Origin of the sequence: Kitasatospora sp. NPDC088548 (assembly GCF_044753005.1) — a bacterium.
Classification (GTDB): domain Bacteria; phylum Actinomycetota; class Actinomycetes; order Streptomycetales; family Streptomycetaceae; genus Kitasatospora.
In genome coordinates, this window is sequence record NZ_JBIVMI010000008.1 from 179,792 (window position 1) to 200,636 (window position 20,845).

Annotated in this window: 11 protein-coding genes and 1 pseudogene; 7 read left to right on the forward strand and 5 right to left on the reverse strand. The window is 71.1% G+C overall.

Annotated elements, in window-relative coordinates; translation table 11 throughout:
* Window position 1: 1 nt before the first annotated feature.
* Together ACIP82_RS13445 and ACIP82_RS13450 are read left to right on the forward strand one after the other, a co-directional pair.
* Complete coding sequence (locus ACIP82_RS13445) at window positions 2–784, forward strand: M48 family metallopeptidase (protein WP_400653491.1); 783 nt, start codon at window positions 2–4, stop codon at window positions 782–784.
* Window positions 785–944: 160 nt separating this feature from the next.
* A complete protein-coding gene (locus ACIP82_RS13450; protein ID WP_400653493.1) occupies window positions 945–3,011 on the forward strand; it encodes an AIPR family protein in 2,067 nt (688 codons plus the stop codon).
* A 1,057-nt stretch (window positions 3,012–4,068) separates the two neighbouring features.
* Here the strand turns inward: ACIP82_RS13450 and ACIP82_RS13455 are convergent.
* The 4 genes from ACIP82_RS13455 to ACIP82_RS13470 all read right to left on the reverse strand — a co-directional run bounded on the left by ACIP82_RS13455 (window position 4,069) and on the right by ACIP82_RS13470 (window position 6,814).
* On the reverse strand, window positions 4,069–4,479 hold the full coding sequence (locus ACIP82_RS13455; protein WP_400653495.1) for an NUDIX hydrolase: 411 nt from the start codon (window positions 4,477–4,479) through the stop codon (window positions 4,069–4,071).
* A gap of 3 nt (window positions 4,480–4,482) precedes the next feature.
* A complete protein-coding gene (locus ACIP82_RS13460; protein ID WP_400653497.1) occupies window positions 4,483–5,034 on the reverse strand; it encodes a flavoprotein in 552 nt (183 codons plus the stop codon).
* Window positions 5,031–6,305, reverse strand: a complete 1,275-nt coding sequence (locus ACIP82_RS13465; protein WP_400653499.1) for a helix-turn-helix domain-containing protein — start codon at window positions 6,303–6,305, stop codon at window positions 5,031–5,033. Before ACIP82_RS13465 ends, ACIP82_RS13460 begins: the two co-directional genes overlap by 4 nt.
* 362 nt (window positions 6,306–6,667) lie before the next feature.
* On the reverse strand, window positions 6,668–6,814 hold the full coding sequence (locus ACIP82_RS13470; RefSeq protein WP_400653501.1) for a hypothetical protein: 147 nt from the start codon (window positions 6,812–6,814) through the stop codon (window positions 6,668–6,670).
* Between the two features lie 17 nt (window positions 6,815–6,831).
* Between ACIP82_RS13470 and ACIP82_RS13475 the strand changes: the two genes are divergently transcribed.
* From ACIP82_RS13475 to ACIP82_RS13485, 3 genes and pseudogenes are all read left to right on the forward strand, one after another.
* Entirely contained in the window at window positions 6,832–7,506 is a 675-nt protein-coding gene (locus ACIP82_RS13475; RefSeq protein ID WP_400653503.1) for an ATP-binding protein, read from the forward strand.
* A gap of 35 nt (window positions 7,507–7,541) precedes the next feature.
* Window positions 7,542–8,444 (forward strand): phosphotransferase, encoded by a 903-nt coding sequence (locus tag ACIP82_RS13480; RefSeq protein ID WP_400653505.1) that lies wholly within the window; start codon window positions 7,542–7,544, stop codon window positions 8,442–8,444.
* Between the two features lie 42 nt (window positions 8,445–8,486).
* Window positions 8,487–8,969: pseudogene (locus ACIP82_RS13485) on the forward strand (HNH endonuclease); the annotation flags it as partial.
* Between the two features lie 25 nt (window positions 8,970–8,994).
* Here the strand turns inward: ACIP82_RS13485 and ACIP82_RS13490 are convergent.
* Complete coding sequence (locus ACIP82_RS13490) at window positions 8,995–9,759, reverse strand: DUF4097 family beta strand repeat-containing protein (RefSeq protein ID WP_363604138.1); 765 nt, start codon at window positions 9,757–9,759, stop codon at window positions 8,995–8,997.
* 263 nt (window positions 9,760–10,022) lie between these two features.
* Between ACIP82_RS13490 and ACIP82_RS13495 the strand changes: the two genes are divergently transcribed.
* A complete protein-coding gene (locus tag ACIP82_RS13495) occupies window positions 10,023–10,937 on the forward strand; it encodes a sterol desaturase family protein (RefSeq protein ID WP_400653508.1) in 915 nt (304 codons plus the stop codon).
* Between the two features lie 195 nt (window positions 10,938–11,132).
* Window positions 11,133–20,768, forward strand: coding sequence for an amino acid adenylation domain-containing protein (locus tag ACIP82_RS13500; RefSeq protein ID WP_400653510.1), 9,636 nt, complete (start codon window positions 11,133–11,135; stop codon window positions 20,766–20,768).
* Window positions 20,769–20,845: the final 77 nt, after the last annotated feature.

The window sequence follows — 20,845 nt, forward strand, 5'->3', positions numbered from 1 at the left end:
GGTGACCGCTCTCGCTGACAACCGCGTTCTCCCGGCCCTTGCCGAAGGGGATCGGCTCACCGTGGACGACCTGGCGCTGCGGGTGCGGGTCAGCGCGCGTCGTAAGCGGTTCGCGCTGACGGTGGAGGCGGACGCCGGACTGACGCTGCATGCGCCCGAGGGTCGGCCGGCAGAGGACGGGGAGAGGTTCGTCCGCGAGCACCAGGCCTGGCTGGTGGCCAAGGTCGGCGTGCGTGAGCGGACCCGCCCGCTGAATCCCGCGAAGCGGCTGATCGAGGGCGAGGTCTTCCGCTACCTGGGACGGACCTACCGGCTGGCGATCGTGGCGGACCCACCCGCCAATGGCAGAGTGCGCTTGATCGCCGGGCGCCTGGTCATGGGCAGGGAACAGGCCGAAGACCCGGTCTGTGGACGGGCGGCGCTGGTCGACTGGTACTGCCGGGCTGGCCACACCTGGGCGGCAGGGAGGTTACAGCCCTGGGCAGCTCGGATGTCTGTGACCCCGCCGGTGGTGGACGTACGCGATCTCGGCAGGCGGTGGGGCATGTATCGGCCCGAGCCGAAGAACAACGGGCCGGGTCGTATGAGCCTCGGTTGGTCTCTCTTCCAACTACCGATGCACCTGGTGAACTACGTCATTGCCCATGAGCTTGCGCATGTGCGGATCCCTGGGCACGGGCCAGACTACTGGCGACTGCTGAAGTCGGCCCTCCCCGAATATGAGTCCCGTCGCGCGGAGCTCGATGAACTGGGGCGGCGCATGTGGATGGGGGACGTGGTTTAGCAGGGGATACTCGGTGGCGGTGCTGGATCCTTCACTTCGATCACGATGATGTCCGCGTCTGCGCTACGGTCGAGCGGAGCAAACCGGGATAGGCACGTTTGGGGTGGGCATGGGCAGGACAAACAACGGCGACCTCACAGCAGTTCGACAGGTTGGGCGGATGCTGCACGCGGCATTCGACGGGCTTATCGACATGTCCGACTTCGAAAGCAATTCCGAGGATCAGCGTCAAAAGGCATTCCGATCCCGAGCCCTGGCAGCCCTGGCAGTGCGCATGGTCACTGGCTGGCAGAACGCGGATGCAGCGGAAGCGGTCATCGATGGGCGGGACGACCAAGGCATTGACGCCATCGCCGTCACGGGCACACCTCCGCATGTATACCTGGTGCAGGCGAAGTGGAGCGACCAGGGGCGGGCGACGGCTCGAACCGATGCCATCCTCAAGATGTTTGCCGGGCTGAGGCTCATCGACGGGGAAGAGAGCAGTCAGTTCAACCCGCGCGGCCAGCTGCTGGCCGAGCAGGCCAAGGAGGCAATGAGCGAGCGGGCGGTCGGGGTCACGCTGGTCACCGTTCTGATGGGTGCCGAGCCGCCCTCCAGGGAAGTCCTCAATGAACTGGGCAACGGGGAGCGCGAGTTCAATACCCATGGCGACAGGGTCGATCATCGCTTCCTGCACGCCTCGGACGTGTGGAACTGGGCGCGTGCGGACGCCGCGCCTGCGCCCGTGGCCATGTCGGTGCAGATGGATCCGTGGTTCTCGCTCGACGTACCTCACCAGGCGTTCCAGGGAGTGGTCCAAGCGGAGAAGGTTGCTGACTGGCTGGACACTCACGGCGCCCGGCTCTTCGAACTCAATATTCGAAACCCGTTGAGCGGCACACTCACGAATGAAGAGCTGGTTGCGACGCTAACGGACGAACCCTCGCTGTTCTGGTACTTCAACAACGGAATCACCGTTCTCTGTGACACGGTGGATCCGCAGTACAGCTCGTTGCGCAACCCACGTGGCGGACCGGTGACTCTTCAGCTCACAGGGGCGAGCGTCGTTAACGGTGCTCAGACCGTCAGGGCGGTCCAACGAGCGCTCGAGTCCTCCGATGATCCTGCGACAGCGCGAGTAGGCGTCCGGGTGATCGTGACTGGTGGCGCGAGTGATTTCTCCTCGCGTACCACCCGGGCCACCAACCGGCAGAACCAGGTGGGGCCGCGTGACTTCGCTGCACTGGACCCGGTTCAGGCGGAGATTCGTGCCGATCTACGGGCCGAACTGGGTAAGTCGTACTCGGTGAAGCGTGGTGAACTGAGTCCCTCACCCGAGACGGGATGCTCGCTGGACGAGGCAGCGGCCGCTCTTGCGTGCGCTCACCCGAATGCTGAGTACGCGGGCAGGACGGCCAGTTCACTGGACACTTTGTGGGACCGAGGTCGCAAGGAGACCTACGACATCCTCTTTCGACCGCAGCCGAGCGCGTTCCAGGTATGGCGCTCTGTTGTGACGATGCGTCTGGTTCGCGATGAGCTGCACCGGCTGCGGCCAGCGTATGAGAAGCTCCCGGCTGCTGTTCTGGAGCACGGCACCTATCTGATGTGCCACTTGGTGTTCCGCCAGTTGGGCACGGATCGGATTGACGAACCGGACATTGACTGGGAGAACGATGTCCTGCCCCAGGTGCCGGCGGCCGTCGGGGCGCAGCTCGCCGCGCTGGTCGACGTACTCGAAAAGGGCTATACGTCCCGGGTCCAAGGACTCCTCAGCGATCCTGACAAGTGCCGAGAACTCGCTGCGAAGGTTGCCGCACTCGGTGGCGCGGGCGGGGCTGCGGGCGAACTGGCCGACCGATACGGTAAGCAGGCCCAAGCGCGGAAGCGGCGGCGGCCCAATGCCGTGCCCACGTTGGTCGATCACCAGGCGATCAAGGAAGGGGCGCCGCTGCGCTTCGTGCCGATGAACCCCATCGAGCAAGAGGCCCTGGCTGAGTGGCTGGCGGAGGATGACCGGCGTCCCCGCGCCACCTGGGTCAACGACCGGACGAAGCCGTTGCTCTGGGAGGTGGATGGCCGCCGGTACTCGCCTTCAGGGCTGGTCACCCTGATGTGGGGGCAAGCGAGATGGGATGAACGACCGGTTTCCAATCAGGGGACGGCCCGCTGGCAGACATCGGAGGGTGTCACTCTGGCGGCCCTGGCCTTCGCTCTGCAGGATGGTAACGCCGAGTCCGACTGAGCCTGGCCGGGCTGGCTGCCCAGACACAGCGCCGGGCTGGCGAGGTCTGTGCGGTAGGGCTGCTCTGGCTATGGGCAGCCGGTCGTAGACCGCAGGGGGTGTCAACAGCACGGCCTCTTGTATGGGATCGACAAAGACGCTCCAAGCCATCGTCGAGTCCCTACCGGATGCCTCCGGTGGACAGCCGGTGGACGGACGCCTTTGGACGGTGCAGCACGGGGTGGCACAGTCCAACCCGCCGCGCATGCGCTGATCAGCCAGAACGTCACGAGACGGTACGGCGCGGCGCCACCTAACACGATTGCTCATGATCTCGTAATGCGTAGGTCATGGGTTCGAATCCCATAGGCGGCTCAGTGAAGGCCCAGGTCATATAGCCCGCGACCTGGGCCTTTCGGGCATGCGGGCAGGCGTCAGCGACGCTTCACAGGACCGCTTGCGTGAGCGATGCGTGAGCACGGGTGTTGATCTCGGTCCAACCCCTGGCCTTCTTGGCCTTGGACTTCTCCTTCTTCGCGGCCTTCCGCTGGAGAGGGGCGAGCTTCGCGGCGGCCTCGGCGGCATCCTTGGCGATCTCGGGCAGGACGCTGGTACTTCTCCGCCCTCACCACCCCTACCCACGCCCGAGCCGAACTGCGAGCCGCCGCACCCTCGCGCGCAGGACGACTGACCGCTTCGCCGCCCATGTGCAGGCCACCGTCCTCGCCCAGGTCGAATTCCGCTGGCCAATCGCCCTGCCGAGCCCTCACCGAAGCCGCCCAGCAATGGGAGCTGACCGGCGCCGACCGACCCCGTCGAAGTCCTCTTCTGGTGCCTGCACCACGCCACCAACGACCGCATCGACCAACGCGCCCGCATTGCGCTCACTCGCAGCGGCCGTCGCGCCACCACGACGACCGCACTCACGACACCCGCCGTGCCGACCGACACCAAGGCTGCCAACAACCGCACCCGCCGAACGCCAACCCGGCAAGGAGAAGCAGATACGCCGGGCCTCGCCCGAGCGCCGACAGCGCTGCGGGCGGCCACCAGCTGATGGCCGCCCGCAGGGGCTCCGTCAGTTCTTGAGCGTGGCGTTCAGATATGCCTGCACCGGCTCGAAGATCCCGTACGGCACGTACTCGGGGATCTCTGGAAGCGCCACCCACGCCAGTGCGTTCAGTTCTCGTGGGTCACCGACGGCAGCGGCGCCGCTGATGATCTCGCAGACCGTGTACGACATCCACCGGCCAGTTTCTGGGTGAACGCGCTCGCCGAGGACCTTGATGGCAGCCACGTTCATCCCCGTCTCCTCCGCGGTCTCGCGGACAGCCGCTTCCTCGGGAGACTCGCCGGGCTCGATCTTGCCCGCTGGGAACTGCCACAAGAGCTGGCCCTCGCTGACCCGGCGCCGGACCATCAGCACCCGACCCTCTCGGATCACGACCGCGGCAGCGACACCTGGCGGTCCGTCCGAAGCCGGGAGCATCGGCTACTCCCTCCCCGTCACTGAGGCCGCCACGGGGCGGAGCAGGTCGAGGACGTGGGTCCAGTTGTACTTGTCGCGGCCCCCGCCGGCCTTGGGCTTGTGGGGGACGTAGTCACCGATCAGGACGCCCATCGACCGGAGCCGGGCCAGGCTCTCCCCGTACGCGGGGTGGGCAGCCTGGGCGGAGTTGACGTAGGGCTGGACGGCCACGGGGATGCCGAGGCCGTACGCCTCGCAAAGGATGCCGAGTGCGAGGGTGTCGGAGATGCCGGCGGCCCACTTGTTGATGGTGTTGAAGGTGGCCGGGGCGACGGCGATGGCGTCGGCCGGGGGCAGCGGCTGGGGGATGCTCGGCGTGCGCCAGGCGGAGCGGATCGGGTAGCCGGTCTGGGCTTCGACGGCTTCCTGGTCTATGAATCCGAGCCCGTTCGGGGTCGCGATCACGCCGACTCCCCAGCCCTCGGCATGGGCAGCGGTGATCAGTTCGCCCACTCCGTCGGCGATGCCCGACGCGCAGACGACGACGTAGAGGAACGGCTCGCGGTGCTCGGTCAAACCTGGACTCCCAACTCCTGGCAGAAACGGCGAAGCTCCGGGACGGCGCCGCGCCGGTCGCGAGCGGCCATGTCATCGGCCAGCTCGAGCACGCTGGGCCGTCGGCGGATGTCCTCCGAGGCACAGCTCTCCGCGATCCTGAGCGCTTTGTATCCCTCGGCCAGTCTGCTCTGCTGGCTGTAGGCCCGTGCAGCCTCCACCCACAGTGCTGCCCGGCGCTCGGGGACCGGGATGCGCCTGTGCATCAGGGGCCGGGCGGCTTCCAGCGCCGCTCCGGCGTCGCCCAGGACGACCGAGGCGCTCACCGAGTGAAGTGCGACGTTGGCCGGACTGAAGTTCGCCCAGGCTTCGGGGCCGTCGAGGTCGACGTAGCGCGCGACCTCATGAGCCTCGGCGAGGAACTCGGCGGTGGTTGCACGGTCGCCGCCGGCGCTCGCCGCCGTAACGCCGCGAAGGAGCATGAGCCCAAATGCGGCGAGGTACTCGGGCGGGCGTCGGTCGTAGCTGCCGGAGAGCTGGTCGGCAGTGTGCCGGATGAGGGTGACGGCGGGCGCGGTGTGCCGGTCGCGCGCGAGGACGTGCGCCTGGACGCGGACGCTGGAGGCCATCACGACGGGGTCGGCGCTCCGTTCGGCTTCGGCCATGGCACGGCCGACCGCCAGCCAGGCGTTGCCGTGGTCACCGAGCTTGAGCAGCAGGCTGACCGCAGTCTGGTACGCCGTCGCGAGGAGGCCGGACAGGGCCTGATCGCCGCCGCGGGAGGCGTCCTGGGCCTGGCGAAGGTCGACGATCAGCGACGGCAGCGCGCCTTCGAGTTCGGCGTACCGGCAGGTGTAGAAGAGCCTCCGGGCCTGGGCGAGCCGGGCCGTGAGTGCGGCCTGGGGTTGTGGCGCGTGCTCGGCTGGAACGGGTCCGGGCAGCAGCGCCTGGACCAGCTCCATCCCCACGCGGGGGCGGGGCATCGGGGTCGCGAGCGCGGCGACGCTCGCGGCCAGGAAGTTGCGACGGTGCATGTCGTCCGTCCTGCTGTCCGCACTGCTATGGGAGGACAGGCCGAGGCTTCCCAGCGGGATGTCGAGCACGGCTGCGACAGCGCGCAGGACGTCGATGTCCTGCGTCCCCTTGCCGCTCTCCAACCGGCTGATCTTCGACTGGTGGTAGCCCAGTTCGGTGGCCACGTCCGCCTGCGACCGCCCGCTCAACACCCGTGCGCGGCGGATCACCTCTCCGATCCCGCCCGCTGCGGAGTGTCCTTTGGCCGTCTGCGACATGGCTTCCCCTGCCAATGCTGATCCTGCCTGGTGAGCCGAGCGTAGCCACACCAGGACAACCCGGCATGCACGATCTGCATGGATCACGCACGCGGAGCCCATGCCCTAACCATGGTGCATCGAGACGGAGTTGTCTGGTCGTCAGCAGCTCGCCACCCTCGCAGGTCGCGATTCCCCGCTCCCGCATGACCGAGGCCCATCTGCGGACTCTCGCATGCGCGGCTCCACCCAGTGGCTGAGGAGAAGTGCCGATGACCCTCCGCTCGGACGCACAGAGGGGCGACACCGCGCACCAGCGGGACGCAGTGGCCGTTCCTCGCGCTTTGGAAGACGGCCGGGCGTCGAACACAACCGCGAGCCCCTCAGGCCGCGCCGCCGCGCGTCGCGAGCGCCTCGCCACCGCCAGCAGCCACGCCCGAGAGGTCCTCGACCGCCACCAGTTCGAGGATGGCCGGTGCAGCGACGGCTGCGGCCCCTGGCCGTGCAACAGCGTTGTCGACGCGGTCCAAGCCTGCGATGGTGACCAGTGATCGCCTCCACTCACGCCCGACGTATTTCGTTCATCGGCACCAGGCGCGACCACGTCCCGCCGGCCCGGGACGCCGTCGTCCGAGTCGCCCGCTCGTGGGGGATCGACCCGACTTCGTTGGGCGACATCGCGCTGGTCGCCGACGAGCTGCTCGCCAACGCGGTCATTCACGCGCCAGGAAGACTGCTGGTCGGCATCTACCTCTCCCCGGACGGCGACCGGGTGGTGATCGAGGTCTACGACCCGTCGCGCCGGATGCCCACCGGGGCCGCCAACTTCGGCAACGACGAACTGACCACCGGTCGAGGCATGTTGCTCATCGAGGGCCTGTCGGAGACCTGGGGCGCGGAGCCGACGACCCATGGCAAGAAGGTCTGGGCTGAACTGGCGGTGCCCGCTGTCGCGGTACCCGAGCAGCCTCGCTCGGCCCGCAGGGCGGCACTCATCGCGAGCCTCGTCCGCACCGACCGTCCCAGGCCCCGTCCCCACGCGCCCGCCTGGCCAAGCGCCCGCGCGTACAGGTGGTTCTCGCAGCACCGCTCGCCGCGTGCCTACCGACTCCGCCCGTACGGATGCAGGCACACCGGCCGGGCGGTGACGGGGCCGGTCGCCCTTTCCCCCGAGGGCGGCCGGCCTAACCCCGAGCGACCTGCCCGACACCGCCGTATCTGATCCACGCCAACTCGGCACTACGGAAGGATGGATGGATGAGCGACTGGGAGTTCGTGAAGGACAGAACCGCCACTCAAGGCGCGGTGTGGAGGTCGGCCGATGGCCTGCTCTACAAGCGGACCGGTGGCGAGGATCTGCGGGCGGAGGCCGAGTTCCAGCAGCTGGCCGCCGGCCTCGGCTACCCGGTGCCGGAGATCGTCGACAGCGGCTCGGAGGACGGGCGCTATTTCGTCGTCGAGCGCGCCATCGGCGACACCTCGCTGCACGAGGAGGCGCTGGCCGACGCCGGGCGGGACGGTCAGGTCAGCTACCAGGTGATCAGCACGGCGGCTGCCGTCGCGTCGAAGCTCCTGCAGGCCCAGGCGAGGCACCCCCTCCCTGCTGCGCCGTGGTTCGAGAAGGCAGCCTTCGCGGCCGAGGTCTTCGAGGAGAACCCGGACTTCGACACCCCGCGCGTCCACGAGGCGGTCAGGCACGCCCTCGGTCGGCTGGCCCGGCTCCCGATGGTGCACGGGCACCTGGACTACGGACTGCCCAACGTCCTCCATGCCGGGGTCATCGACTGGCAGCACCACGGACCGGTCCCGCTCGGCTACGACGTCTACCCCGCGCTTGACATCGTGGCCTTCAAGGGCGGCGGCAAGGGCTACAGCATCACCCCGGAACAGCGCGCCGCCTACACCGCAGCGCTAGACGAGACCACCGCATCCCTGATCGGTCAGCGGGTGAGCGAGCACTTGGGCGACTTCCTGCTCGTCAAGTGCTTCTTCTTCCTCGCCCTCATGCGGCCCACCGACCCCACACGGCACGACAAGCACATCAAGTGGCAGTACCGCCGCACCCTTTTCACGATGGGACTTGATCAGTATGAGTCGTCCAACACGATCGACACCGGCACCTTCCCCACTCTGGAACGGTTCACCGCTGAACACCGGTAGGCCGGTCCCCACCGTCCGCGACCGTGACTACCTGATGGAGTCGAGCTGTGCGAGGCGGTCGGGCTCGATCTGGAGGGGGTCGAGACCGGGGTGCCCGGTGGTGGGGGCGGGGGCTCGCGGCGGCAGCGTGATCGGCGGATGCGTGAACTGATACTGACCGCCTACGAGTTCCAGTGTGCGTTCTGCGGGTACGACGGGGCGCTCGGCGGGAGTGTGGTCGGGCTGGAGGCCGCGCATGTGCGCTGGTGGTCGTACGACGGGCCGGACACCGTCGACAACGGACTCTGTCTCTGCTCGCTGCACCACAAGCTCTTCGACAAGGGGGTCATGGGGTTGGGGGAGGACCACCGGATCCTGGTCTCCCGGCGGTTCGTCGGGCGGGGCGAGGCCAGCCGGCAGCAGGTGCTGGCGCTCGCCGGGCGGTCGGTGATCGGGCCGCAGCCGGGCCTTCCGGCGGTCGCGGGCCGGCATCGGGAGTGGCACGTTCGGCAGGTGTTCCACGGTGCGGCGCGGGCCGTCGGGTGAGGGGTGGGGGATCGGGTTCCGGCGGTCAGTCTTTCGTGTTGACGCGGACGACGCCGACCTTTGAGGTGGCGGTGATGGTGCGGGGGGAGCCCGGGTCCTGGTCCACGTCGACGTGGGGGCGGGAGGAGCCGGCGGCGGCCGAGACGCGGTACCGGGTGCCGTCCTTGGGTACGGACACCGTGATGCTGCCGGTGGTGGAACCGGCGCTGACGGCGGTGGGCGTGGTGCGGAAGGCGAGCTTCACGCTGCCGTGGTCATTGGCCGCGTCGACCTCGGGAGAGGTCAGGCCGTTCGCGGTGATGTGGCCCGAGCGGGTGCGCACGCGCAGTGGCCCGGAGGCGGTGTCGATGTCCACGCCGCCCTGCCCGGTCGTCACATCGAGTCTGCCGTCGATCCCCTTGGCGGTGACGCCTGCCGGGCCGGTGCCCCGGACGGTCACGGCCATGTTCCGCGGGACGTGGACGGTGTGGTCGGCCTGGCAGTTGAGTGCGATGCCGCTGCAGGTGGCGGAGAGTCTGAGGGTGGTGCCGTCCAGTACCCAGGTGGCGTTGCCGTCCTGGGCGGCCCGGCCGGTCAGGTGGCGGTCGACCCTGACGGCCTTCCCGTCGGCGGGCAGCAGTGTCACGTCCTGGTCGGTCTCGACGGTGAACTGATCGCCGTGGACGGCGAAGTCCTGGGAATCGCTGCGGGGTTGGGCGGCCAGGTCGTCGGTGACACCGCAGCCGGTGAGGGCGGCGGCCAGGGCCGGGAGTGCGGCCACCCAGGCCGGTATGGCGGTCGGCTTCTTCATGCCGCCATGCTTGCGGCCGGCCCGGGGCGTCGACATCTGCCGTTCGGGAGAGATCGGCCGGTGTCTCGCTGTCCGGCAGTCGCTGGCTGCTGCCGGGCGCCCGATCCGAGCGGGCCGGTCATCTGACTATTCTTGTAAAAGACTTTCAGGGGGCATTATCTGACGAATAATGCGCCCGCTTATCATCAGACAATTACCGTTGTTTGTGATTCTTTTCGGAAATCCCTCGCATCATCTTCCAGCCACCGTTAGTATCAGAACGAATGCTTTCGGTGATCGTTCGGTGGTGGATCGCGAAGGGGGTCGCCATGGGCGGGCAGCTACGAGCGGTGCTGCGGCATGTCGCGTACCCGATCCTGCTGATCATACTTGTGTCGATATCGGTCGCAGCCCTGCGCTGGCGATGGGATCTCGGCCGGGCGAGCCAGATCTTCCTGGTCGGCACCATCGGATATCTGACCCTACTCGAATGGATGATCCCCTACGAGCCGGAGTGGCAGCCGAGCGCCGGTGAATGGGGTTGGTACGGCGTCTATTTCGTCCTCACAATGATCGGCGGGGGGTTGTCTCAGGTGCCGGTGCAGGCCCTCGTCGGCTGGCTGGCACCGCCGCATCCGGCACTGCCGCTCTGGGCCGAGATCCCGGCGGCGATGCTGCTCGGCTCGCTCGCCAACTATCTGGTCCACCGCTGGTGCCACACCAATCCGTGGCTCTGGCGGCTGCACGGGGTGCACCACGTGCCGGAGAAGGTGAACGTCGCCAACAACGGCGTCAACCACATCGTCGACGTGCTGCTCACCCAGGGCGTCGTCCAGCTGTCGCTCGCGCTGGCCGGCTTCTCCGCGGAGTCGGTGTTCGTGGTGGGCCTGTTCGTGGTGGCCCAGGGCTACTTCGTCCACGCCAACATCGATGTCCGGATCGGCCTGCTCAACCACGTCTTCGCCGGGCCCGAGCAGCACAGGCTGCACCACAGCGTCGACCTGGCCGAGGCCGGACACTACGGCTCCGATCTCTCCGTCTGGGACCACGCCTTCGGCAGCTTCACCTGGCACCCCGGCCGTCGGCCGATCGTGGTGGGGCTGCAGTACCCGTCCGACTTCCCCCGGACGGAAGCGGTGATCGCCAGTCATCTCCAGCCCTGGAGACGCCCGGCGCGGGCCGACGACGCGCCGGCCTGACCGCGCCGCACCCCGAACCGTCCCTTCGTCCGCGCCTTCCCTGCCTCCTTTCTGCCTCTCTCCTGGCCCTCTTCTCCGGTTCTCCGGCCGGCCCTCGGCCCGTCCGGGAGCGGAGCGCGGCCTCCGTCCCCATGCCCGCGTGGCCTCCCACGGCTCTTCCGCGCGCGCGAAACGCAGCGACACAAGGACTCGACCATGACGGACTCATGCCTTGCGGCATCCCCCGGCCCCGCTGATTCCCCAGACCCCACCGGCCGCCCCGACACCTCGGGCCCTTCCGCCTCCGCCACCTTGGCCACTCCCGCCGCCCTGGCCACTCCCACTCCCACTCCCGTCATCGCCACCGCCGTCACCGCCGCTCCCACCGGCCCCGCCTCCTCCGCGGTCTCCACCGGCGAGCCGGAGAAGATCGCGATCATCGGGATCGGCTGCCGGCTGCCGGGCGGAGCCAATGACCACCGGTCGTTCTGGCGGAACCTGGTCGACGGCAAGGACTGCCTCACGCCGACCCCGCGCAGCCGCTACGACGTGGCCACCCTGGGCAGCCGGGACAAGGCGAAGCCCGGCCGGCTGGTGGGCGGCCGGGGCGGCTACATCGACGGCTTCGACGAGTTCGACCCGGCGTTCTTCGGGATCAGCGGCCGGGAGGCCGACCACATGGACCCGCAGCAGCGGAAGCTGCTGGAGGTCGCCTGGGAGGCGCTGGAGGACGGCGGGCAGAAGCCGGGCGAGCTGGCCGGCCGCGATGTCGGCGTCTACGTCGGCGCGTTCACCCTGGACTACAAGATCGTCCAGTTCTCGGACCTCTCCTTCGAGACCCTGGCCGCCCACACCGCCACCGGCACCATGATGACAATGGTGTCGAACCGGATCTCGCACTGCTTCGACTTCCGCGGCCCCAGCGTCTCCCTCGACACCGCCTGCAGCTCCTCCCTGGTCGCCGTCCACCTGGCCGCCCAGAGCCTGCTGCGCGGTGAGACGGACCTCGCGCTGGCCGGTGGCACCCTGCTGCACATCGCGCCGCAGTACACCATCGCCGAGACCAAGGGCGGCTTCCTCTCCCCGCACGGCCGCTCCCGCACCTTCGACGCCTCGGCGGACGGCTACGTCCGGGCCGAGGGCGTCGCCGTGGTCGCGCTCAAGCGGCTCTCGGAGGCACTGCGCGACGGCGACCCGGTCCACGCCGTCATCATCGGCAGCGGCGTCAACCAGGACGGCCGCACCAACGGCATCACCGTGCCCAACCCGGACGCCCAGGTCGCCCTGATCGAGCGGGTCTGCGCCGAGGCCGGCATCGTCCCCGGCAGCCTCCAGTACGTCGAGGCGCACGGCACCTCCACCCCCGTGGGCGACCCGATCGAGGCCAACGCCCTCGCCCGCGCGCTCGCGGTCGGCCGCCGCCCGGGCGACATCTGCTACGTCGGCTCGGTCAAGACCAACATCGGGCACACCGAGTCGACCTCCGGCCTGGCCGGGCTGATCAAGTCCGCGCTGGCGCTCAAGCACCGGGTGATCCCGCCGCACATCAACCTGGAGCGGCTCAACCCGGCGATCGACCCGGCCACCCTGCCGTACCGGATCCCGGTCGAGCCCACCCCCTGGCCCGCCCACGAGGGCCCCGCCAGAGCCGGGGTCAACTCCTTCGGCTTCGGCGGCACCAACGCCCACGTCCTGCTGGAGGCCGCCCCCGAGCCGACCGACCAGCCCACCGCCGACCAGTCCACCGCCGGGCAGCCCACGGCCGGGCAGCCCACGGCCGAGCGGCCCACCGACGACCGGCTCACAGCCGAGCGGTCCGGAGAGGACCGGCCCACCGGCTGCACCGTCCTGCCGCTCACCGCCCGCGACGCCGCCGCCCTGCCCGAGCTGGCCGCCGGCATCCAGACCGAGCTGGCCGGCGGCTACGGCGGCACCCCCGTCGCCCTGGCCGACCTCGGCCACACCCTGGCCCACCGCCGCCAGCACCTCGACGCCCGGCTCTCCGTGGTGTACGACTCCCGCACGTCGCTGGACGAGGCGCTCGCCGCCTACCGGCGCGGCGAGCCGCACCCCCGGGTGCTGGCCGACCAGCGCCGTGAGGCCCGGCACCGCCGACTCGCCTGGGTCTTCACCGGCATGGGCCCGCAGTGGTGGGCGATGGGCCGCCGGCTGTTCGAGACTGAGCCGGTCTACCGCGAGGCCGTCGAGCGCTGCGCCGAGCACCTCGCCGAACTCGCCGGCTGGTCGCTGCTCGACGAGCTCGCCACCGACGAGGCCGGCTCCCGGATGGCCGAGACCTGGCTCGCCCAGCCCGCCAACTTCGCCCTGCAGACCGGTCTCGCCGCCCTCTGGCGCAGCCGGGGCGTCCGCCCGGACGCCATCGTCGGCCACAGCACCGGCGAGGTCGCCGCCTTCCACCAGGCCGGTGTCTACGACCTGGCCGACGCGGTCAAGGTCGTGGTGCACCGCAGCCGGCTCCAGCAGCGGCTGGCCGGCACCGGCGGCATGCTCGCCGTCGCCCTCTCGGAGGCCGAGGCGGTCCGCCGGCTGCGCCCGTACGGCGGCGCCGTCTCGGTGGCCGCGATCAACAGCCCGACCTCGCTCACCCTCGCCGGGGACGAGTCCGCGCTGGCCGAGCTGGCCGCCGCGCTCACCGCGGAGCAGGTCTTCGCCCGTCCGCTGACCGTCGAAGTGCCCTATCACAGCGCCAAGATGGACCCGATCAAGGACGAACTGCTCGACGCGCTCGCCGACCTCAAGGCCCGTCCCGCCCAGGTGCCGCTCTACCTCACCGGCCGGGAGGGCACCGCGCACGGCACCGAGCTGGACGCCGCCTACTGGTGGCGCAACGTCCGCGACAGCGTCCGCTTCCAGCAGGCCGTGGAGCGGCTCGCCGACGACGGGTACAGCCTCTTCCTGGAGATCGGGCCGCACCCCGTGCTCGGCCGCGCGATCCAGGAGACCGTGGAGGCCCGCCCCGGCGACGCCGACCGGCCGGCGGTCCGCACCCTGCCCTCGATCCGCAGGGAGGAGGACGAACGGGCCTGCTTCACCGCCTCGCTGGCCACCCTGCACAACCTCGGCGTCGAGGTGGACTGGTCCGTCCTGCAGCCCGCCGGCCGGCCGGTGCCGCTGCCGCGCTACCCGTTCAGGCGGGACCGCCACTGGGTCGAGCCCCGGTCGGTCGAGCAGGTCCGCCGGGGTCTGCTGGACCACCCGCTGCTCGGTCGCCGCCTGGCCAGTGCCGAACCGGCCTGGGAGGCCCGGCTCGACGCCGAGGCACTGCCCTACCTGGAGGACCACCGGATCCAGGGCAATGTGCTCTTTCCCGCCGCCGGCTATCTGGAGATGGCCGTCCAGGCGGTTCGCGCGCTGACCGGCGGCACCGACGCCGCCCTGGCCGGCATCGAGCTGCGCAAGGCGCTCTTCCTGCCCGACGACGAGAGCCGCGCCGTCCAGCTGACCGTCTCCGCCGAGCACGGCGGCTTCACCGTCAGCACCCTCACCGGGGACGGGCCGGAGCGCACCGTGCACGCCGCCGGAACGATCCGCCCCGGCCAGCGCCGCCGCCCGGCCCACCGGCTGGACGCCGACCTGGTCCGCGCCCGGGCCGCCCGCCGGCTGGCCGGCCCCGACTGCTACACCGGGCTGGCCGCCCTCGGCTACCACTACGGCCCGGCGTTCCGGGGCATCGCCGAGGTCTGGATCGGCCCCGGGGAGGCGCTGGCGCTGGTCCGCCCGACGGCCGCGATCGCCGGGCAGGGCGGCGGCCACCATGTGCACCCGGTGCTGATGGACGCCTTCTTCCAGACCCTGCTGACGCCGCAGCTGCTCACCGCCGGCCCGGCGGGCACCGGCATCAAGCTGCCGCTCTCGATCGAGGAGGTCCGCCTCGACGCGGTCGGCGAACAGCCGCTCTGGGTGCACGCCACCGTCACCCGCGACAGCGGGGACGAAATCGTCGGCGACATCGCCGTCTACGACGGGAACGGCGCCCCGCTCGGCGGGGTCGGCGGCTTCCGGGCCGCCGACGTGGAGAAGGCCTCCACCGCCGTCGGCCTCGCCACCATCGACGGCTGGCTCGCCGAACCGGCCTGGACACCGCTCGCGGACGAGCCCGACCACGCCGACCTGCTCGCCGAACACCCCGACCACTGGCTGCTGTTCGCCGACGCCGGGGGTGTCGCGGACGAGCTGGCCGCCCGGATCACCGCGCGCGGCGGCAGCTGCCACCTGGTCCGCGCGGGCACCGGCTACCACCGCTCGGCCGACGGGCACGAGTCCACCGTCGAGCCGGGCTCCGCCGCGGACCTCGGCCGGCTGCTGGCCGACCGGCGGGCCGGCGGCGCCCCCGATCCGGCCGCCGTCGTCCACCTATGGAACCTCGACCGGCCGGTCCTGGCCGACGCCGACCACGCCACCGTGGCCGGCCACACCGCCGCGGGCGCGTACAGCCTGATCACGCTCGCCGCCCTGCTGCCCGCCGAACTGCCCGGCAGCAGGCTGCACATCGTCACCCGGGCCGCCCAGGCCACCACCCCCGGCGAGCCGGTCGAACCGCTGGGCGCCCCCGCCTGGGGCATCGGCCGGGTGCTGCGCCACCAGGAGCTGCCCGGCCACCCGGGCAAGCTGATCGACCTCGGCCCGGTCGCGGCGCCGGCCGACGAGGCGGCCGCGCTGCTGCGCGAGTTCGCCCGCGCCGACGAGGACGAGATCGCGCTGCGCGCCGGCCGCCGGCTGACCAGCCGGCTGCGCCCGGCCGAGGGGCTGACCGGGCCGCTGCCGCCCAGCCTGCGCCCGGACGGCAGCTACCTGGTGACGGGCGCCTTCGGCGCGCTCGGCCGGCTGCTCTGCCGCACGCTGGTCCGGCGCGGCGCCCGCCGGCTGATCCTGGCCGGCCGCAGCCCGCTGCCGCCGCGCGAGCAGTGGCGCGACCTCGACCCGCAGAGCCCCGCCGGGCGCGGTGTCGCCTTCCTGCGGGAGCTGGAGGCGCTCGGTGCCCAGCCCGTCCCGGTGGCGCTGGACGTCACCGACGAGCGCGCGCTCGCCGCCTGGCTGGCCGGGTACCGGGCGCTGGCCTCGCCGCCGATCCGGGGCGTCTTCCACCTGGCCGGGCAGGTCCGCGACACCCTGGTGCCGGAGCTGGACCGCGAGGTGTTCGACGCCGTGCACGGCCCCAAGGTGCTCGGGGCCTTCGCGCTGCACCGGCAGCTGGCGGACGAACCACTCGACCACTTCGTGCTGTTCGCCTCGATCGCCTCGCTGCTGACCACCGCGGGCCAGACCAACTACGCCGCCGGGAACGCCTTCCTCGACGCGCTCGCACACCACCGCAGGGCCCTCGGCCTGCCCGCGCTCAGTCTGGACTGGGGGCCGTGGGCCACCGGCATGATCGAGGAACTCGGCCTGATCGACCACTACCGCAACAGCCGGGGCATGAGCTCGCTCGCCCCCGAGGCCGGGATGGCGGTGCTGGAGCGGGTGCTCGGCCAGGACCGCGCCCAGCTGCTGGTCGCCACCGTGGTCGACTGGCCGACCTTCCTCTCCTGGTACCCGGCCCCGCCGCCGCTGGTCGCCGAGCTGGCCGCCGCCGCCCGCGAGGCCGCCCCGGCCCCGCGGAGCAGCCTGCTGGAGGAGCTGCGGGCGGCCGGCGAGGAGGAGCGCCGGGCGCTGCTCACCGAGCGGTTCGCCGCGCTCGCCGCCGCCGTGCTCCGGGTGCCCGCCGAACAGATCGAGCCCGCCACCGGCCTGAGCGGCCTCGGCCTGGACTCGCTGCTCGCGATGGAGCTGAGGGCCCGGCTCAACACCGAACTCGGCACCGCCCTGCCGGTGGTGGCGCTGCTCGGCAACGCGCCGGTGCGGGAGCTGGTCGCCCAGCTCTACGAGGGGCTGGCCGAGCTGCTGGAGGACGACGGCACCGGCGGTGCCGGCGGTGAGGTGGTCCGGTACGAGGACGAGTCGAACCACCCGCTGACGCAGAACCAGAAGGCGCTCTGGTTCCTCAAGCAGCTCAACCCGGACGGCTTCGCCTACAACATCGGCGGGGCGGTCGAGGTCCGGGTGGAGCTGGAGCCGGAGCTGATGGCCACCGCCTTCCGGACGCTGGTCGAGCGCCACCCCAGCCTGCGGGCCAACTTCGTGCTCGACGGCGGCCAGGCCGTCCAGCGGGTCTCCGCCGCCGTCGAGCCGGACTTCGGCGTGTTCGACGTGCAGGGCCTGGAGTGGGACGACATCCACGCGATGATCGTGCGGGAGTACCGCAAGCCGTACGACCTGGAGCGCGATCCGCTGGTGCGGTTCCGGCTGTTCAAACGCGGGCCGGAGCGCTGGGTGATCATGAAGGCCGTTCACCACATCATCTCGGACGCGATCTCCACCTTCACCTTCATCGAGGAGCTGCTCGCCGTCTACGAGGGGCTGCGACAGGGCCGGGCGCCCCAACTGCCCCCGGTCGCCGCCCGCTACCTGGACTTCCTCAACCGGCAGAACGCGTTCCTGGCCGGCCGCGAGGCGCCGAGGATGCTCGACTACTGGCGCTCGCACCTGCCCGCGGAGGTGCCGATCCTCAGCCTGCCCACCGACAGGCCGCGCCCGGCCGTCCAGACCCACAACGGCGCCTCCGAGTTCTTCGTCCTGGACGAGGAGCTCAGCGCCCGGGTGCACGCGCTGGCCCGGGAGCACAACGTCACCGTCTTCATGGTGCTGCTCAGCGCCTACTACCTGCTGCTGCACGCCTACTCGGGCCAGGAGGACATCATCGTCGGCAGCCCGGTGACGGGCCGTACCGACGAGGAGTTCGCCGGCGTCTACGGCTACTTCGTCAACCCGCTGCCGCTGCACGCGAGTCTGGCCGGTTCGCCGACGGTTGCCGAGCTGCTGGCCCAGGTGCGCACCACCGTGCTGGGCGGGCTGGACAACCAGGAGTACCCGTTCGTCCTGCTGGTGGAGAAGCTCGGTCTGCAGCACGACCCGAGCCGCTCGGCGGTCTTCCAGGCGATGTTCATCCTGCTCACCCACAAGGTCGCCACCGAGAAGTACGGCTACCGCCTGGAGTACATCGAACTACCCGAGGAGGAGGGGCAGTTCGACCTCACCCTGTCCGCCTACGAGGACGAGGCGGAGCGCCGCTTCCACTGCGTCTTCAAGTACAACACCGACCTCTTCCTGCCCGCGACGATGGCCCGCCTCGCCGGGCACTACGTCAACCTGCTGGACGGGCTGACCCGGGCGGGCGCCGGGGAGCCGGCCACCGGGCTGGAGCTGCTCGGCAGCGCGGAGCGCGCGGTGGTGCTGCGGCAGTGGAGCGGCGCCGACCGGCAGGTCGCCCACGACGAGCCGGTGCACGAGCTGATCCTGCGGGCGGCCGCGGCCGACCCCGGCGCCCTCGCGGTGGCCGCCCCCGCCGAGTCCGGCCCGACCGCCCGGCTGACCTACGGCGAGCTGGCCGAGCGCTCCCGGCGGGCCGCCGCCCGGCTGCGCGCGCTGGGTGCGGGCCCGGGCTCGGTGGTGGCGCTCTGCCTGGACAAGTCGCCGGAGCAGATCGTCGCCCTGCTGGCCGTGCTCCGTACCGGCGCCGCCTATCTGCCGCTCGACCCGGGCCACCCGGCCGACCGGCTGGCCTACATGGTCGAGCACGCGGGCGCCGCCCTGGTGGTCGGCGACACCGAGCGGTTCGGCGGGCTGCCCGCCCGGGTGGTCGGGACGGCCGAACCGGAGCGGACGGCCGAACCGGACGGGCCGGCCGAACCGGACGGGCCGGCCCCGGACTCCACCGACCAGCCGGCGGACCTCGACGCCCCGGCCTACGTCATCTACACCTCCGGCTCCACCGGCCGCCCCAAGGCCGTCCGGGTCGGCCACCGCAACCTGGCCTCGGCCTACCAGGCCTGGCGCGCCGAGTACCGGCTGGACACCGACGCCCGGGTCCACCTCCAGATGGCCAGCCTCTCCTTCGACGTCTTCACCGGGGACGTCGTCCGGGCGCTCTGCTCGGGGGGCACCCTGGTGCTGGTCGGCCGGGAGCTGCTGTTCAACACCGCCCGGCTGTACGAGGTGATGCGCGCCGAGCGGGTGGACGCCGGCGAGTTCGTCCCGGCCGTGGTGCGCACCCTGATCAGCCACTGCGAGCGGGCCGGCCGGCGGCTGGACTTCATGCGGCTGCTGGTGGTCGGCTCGGACGTCTGGAAGGTGGAGGAGTACGAGCGGCTGCGGGCGCTCTGCGGTCCGCGGACCAGGCTGGTCAACTCCTACGGCCTGACCGAGGCCACCATCGACAGCGCCTGGTTCGAGGGCCCGGCCGACACCCTGGAGCCCAGCCGGATGGTCCCGATCGGCCGGCCGTTCCCCAACAGCGCCTTCTACCTCCTGGACGAGCAGGGCCGCCCGGTCCCGCCCGGGGTCCCCGGGGAGCTGTGGATCGGCGGCTCCGGTGTGGCGCTCGGCTACGTCGGCGACGAGGAGCAGACCGCCCGCCGCTTCGTCACCCTGCCGCTCGGCGGCGCCGACGGCACCGAGCCGGTCCGGCTCTACCGCACCGGGGACCTCGCCCGCTGGGACACCGAGGGCGGAGTGCACCTGCTCGGCCGGGCCGACTCGCAGATCAAGGTGCGCGGCCACCGGATCGAGCTGGGCGAGATCGAGACCCAGCTCGCCGAGTGGCCCGAGCTGGCCGAGGCGGTGGTCACCGTCCGGCCCGACCCGGGCGGCGAGAACGTGCTCTGCGCCTACTGCGTGCCCGCCCCCGGGCGGACGCTGGACCGCCGCGAGCTCCGCCGCCACCTGGCCGGCTACCTGCCGACCTTCATGATCCCCGCCCACTTCACCGAGCTGCCCGCCCTGCCGCTCACCGCCAACGGCAAGGTGGACGTCGCCGCGCTGCCCGCGCCGCGGGCCGACGCGGGCGCCGAGGCGGCCGAGCCTCCGGTCACCCTCTACGAGGTCCGGATGGCCGAGCACTGGCGGGCGTTGCTCGGGATCGAGGAGGTCGGCCTCCAGCACGACTTCTTCGAGTCCGGCGGCAGCTCGATCAAGCTGATCGAGCTGATCCACGGCCTGCAGAGCGAGTTCAACATCAGCATCCCGGTCAGCCAGCTCTTCAAGGTCACCACCCTGCACGGGATGGCCAGGACGGTGGAGCACATCATCACCGGCCGGATCGAGGGCGCCCAGCCCTACCTCTGGTTCAACCAGGAGCAGCAGCAGACCCTCTTCTGCTTCCCGCCGGCCGGCGGACACGGCCTGGTCTACCGCCAGTTCGCGGCGCACCTGCCGGAGTACCGGATGGTCGCCTTCAACTACGTGGCCGGCGACGACAAGGTCGCCCGCTACGCCGACCTGGTCGAGGCCGTCCAGCCGGACGGCCCCTGCGCCCTGCTCGGCTACTCGCTCGGCGGGAACCTCGCCTTCGAGGTGGCCAAGGAGCTGGAGCTGCGCGGCCGGGCCGTCCCCAATGTGGTGATCATGGACTCGCACCGGATCCCGGAGTCCTTCACCCTCGGTGACGAGCACGTCCAGGCCTTCGAGCGGGAGCTGGCCGAGCACCTCCAGCGGCACACCGGCTCGGACATCGTCGCCCAGGAAACCCGCGAACAGGCCCAGGACTACCTGCGGTTCTGCAGCCGGACGCCCAACCTCGGGGTGATCACCGCGCCGGTCAGCGTGATCTCCGACGACGAGAAGGTGGCCCTGTACGCGGCGGGGGAGCGCGGCGCCTGGCACGGCAGCTCGACGACCGGGACGGCCGTGTTCAAGGGCTTCGGCGCCCATGCCGAGATGCTGGACCGCGAGTTCATCGGCCGCAACGCCGGTCTGGCCCGCGACATCCTCACCGGAGCCGCCGTCCATGCCTCCTGAGACCACCCGCGCCCCCGGCCGTCCCGAAAGCCCCGGCCGTCCCGAAATCCCCGGCAGTTCCGGAAGTTCCGGCAGTC

What these genes read in the sequence shown, in the direction of transcription:
- ACIP82_RS13450 (WP_400653493.1), top strand. Translation starts at nt 945, where the DNA reads ATGCTGCACGCGGCATTCGACGGGCTTATCGACATGTCCGACTTCGAA.
- ACIP82_RS13455 (WP_400653495.1), bottom strand. Translation starts at nt 4,479, where the DNA reads ATGCTCCCGGCTTCGGACGGACCGCCAGGTGTCGCTGCCGCGGTCGTG.
- ACIP82_RS13465 (WP_400653499.1), bottom strand. Translation starts at nt 6,305, where the DNA reads ATGTCGCAGACGGCCAAAGGACACTCCGCAGCGGGCGGGATCGGAGAG.
- ACIP82_RS13480 (WP_400653505.1), top strand. Translation starts at nt 7,542, where the DNA reads ATGAGCGACTGGGAGTTCGTGAAGGACAGAACCGCCACTCAAGGCGCG.
- ACIP82_RS13490 (WP_363604138.1), bottom strand. Translation starts at nt 9,759, where the DNA reads ATGAAGAAGCCGACCGCCATACCGGCCTGGGTGGCCGCACTCCCGGCC.
- ACIP82_RS13495 (WP_400653508.1), top strand. Translation starts at nt 10,023, where the DNA reads ATGCTTTCGGTGATCGTTCGGTGGTGGATCGCGAAGGGGGTCGCCATG.
- ACIP82_RS13500 (WP_400653510.1), top strand. Translation starts at nt 11,133, where the DNA reads ATGACGGACTCATGCCTTGCGGCATCCCCCGGCCCCGCTGATTCCCCA.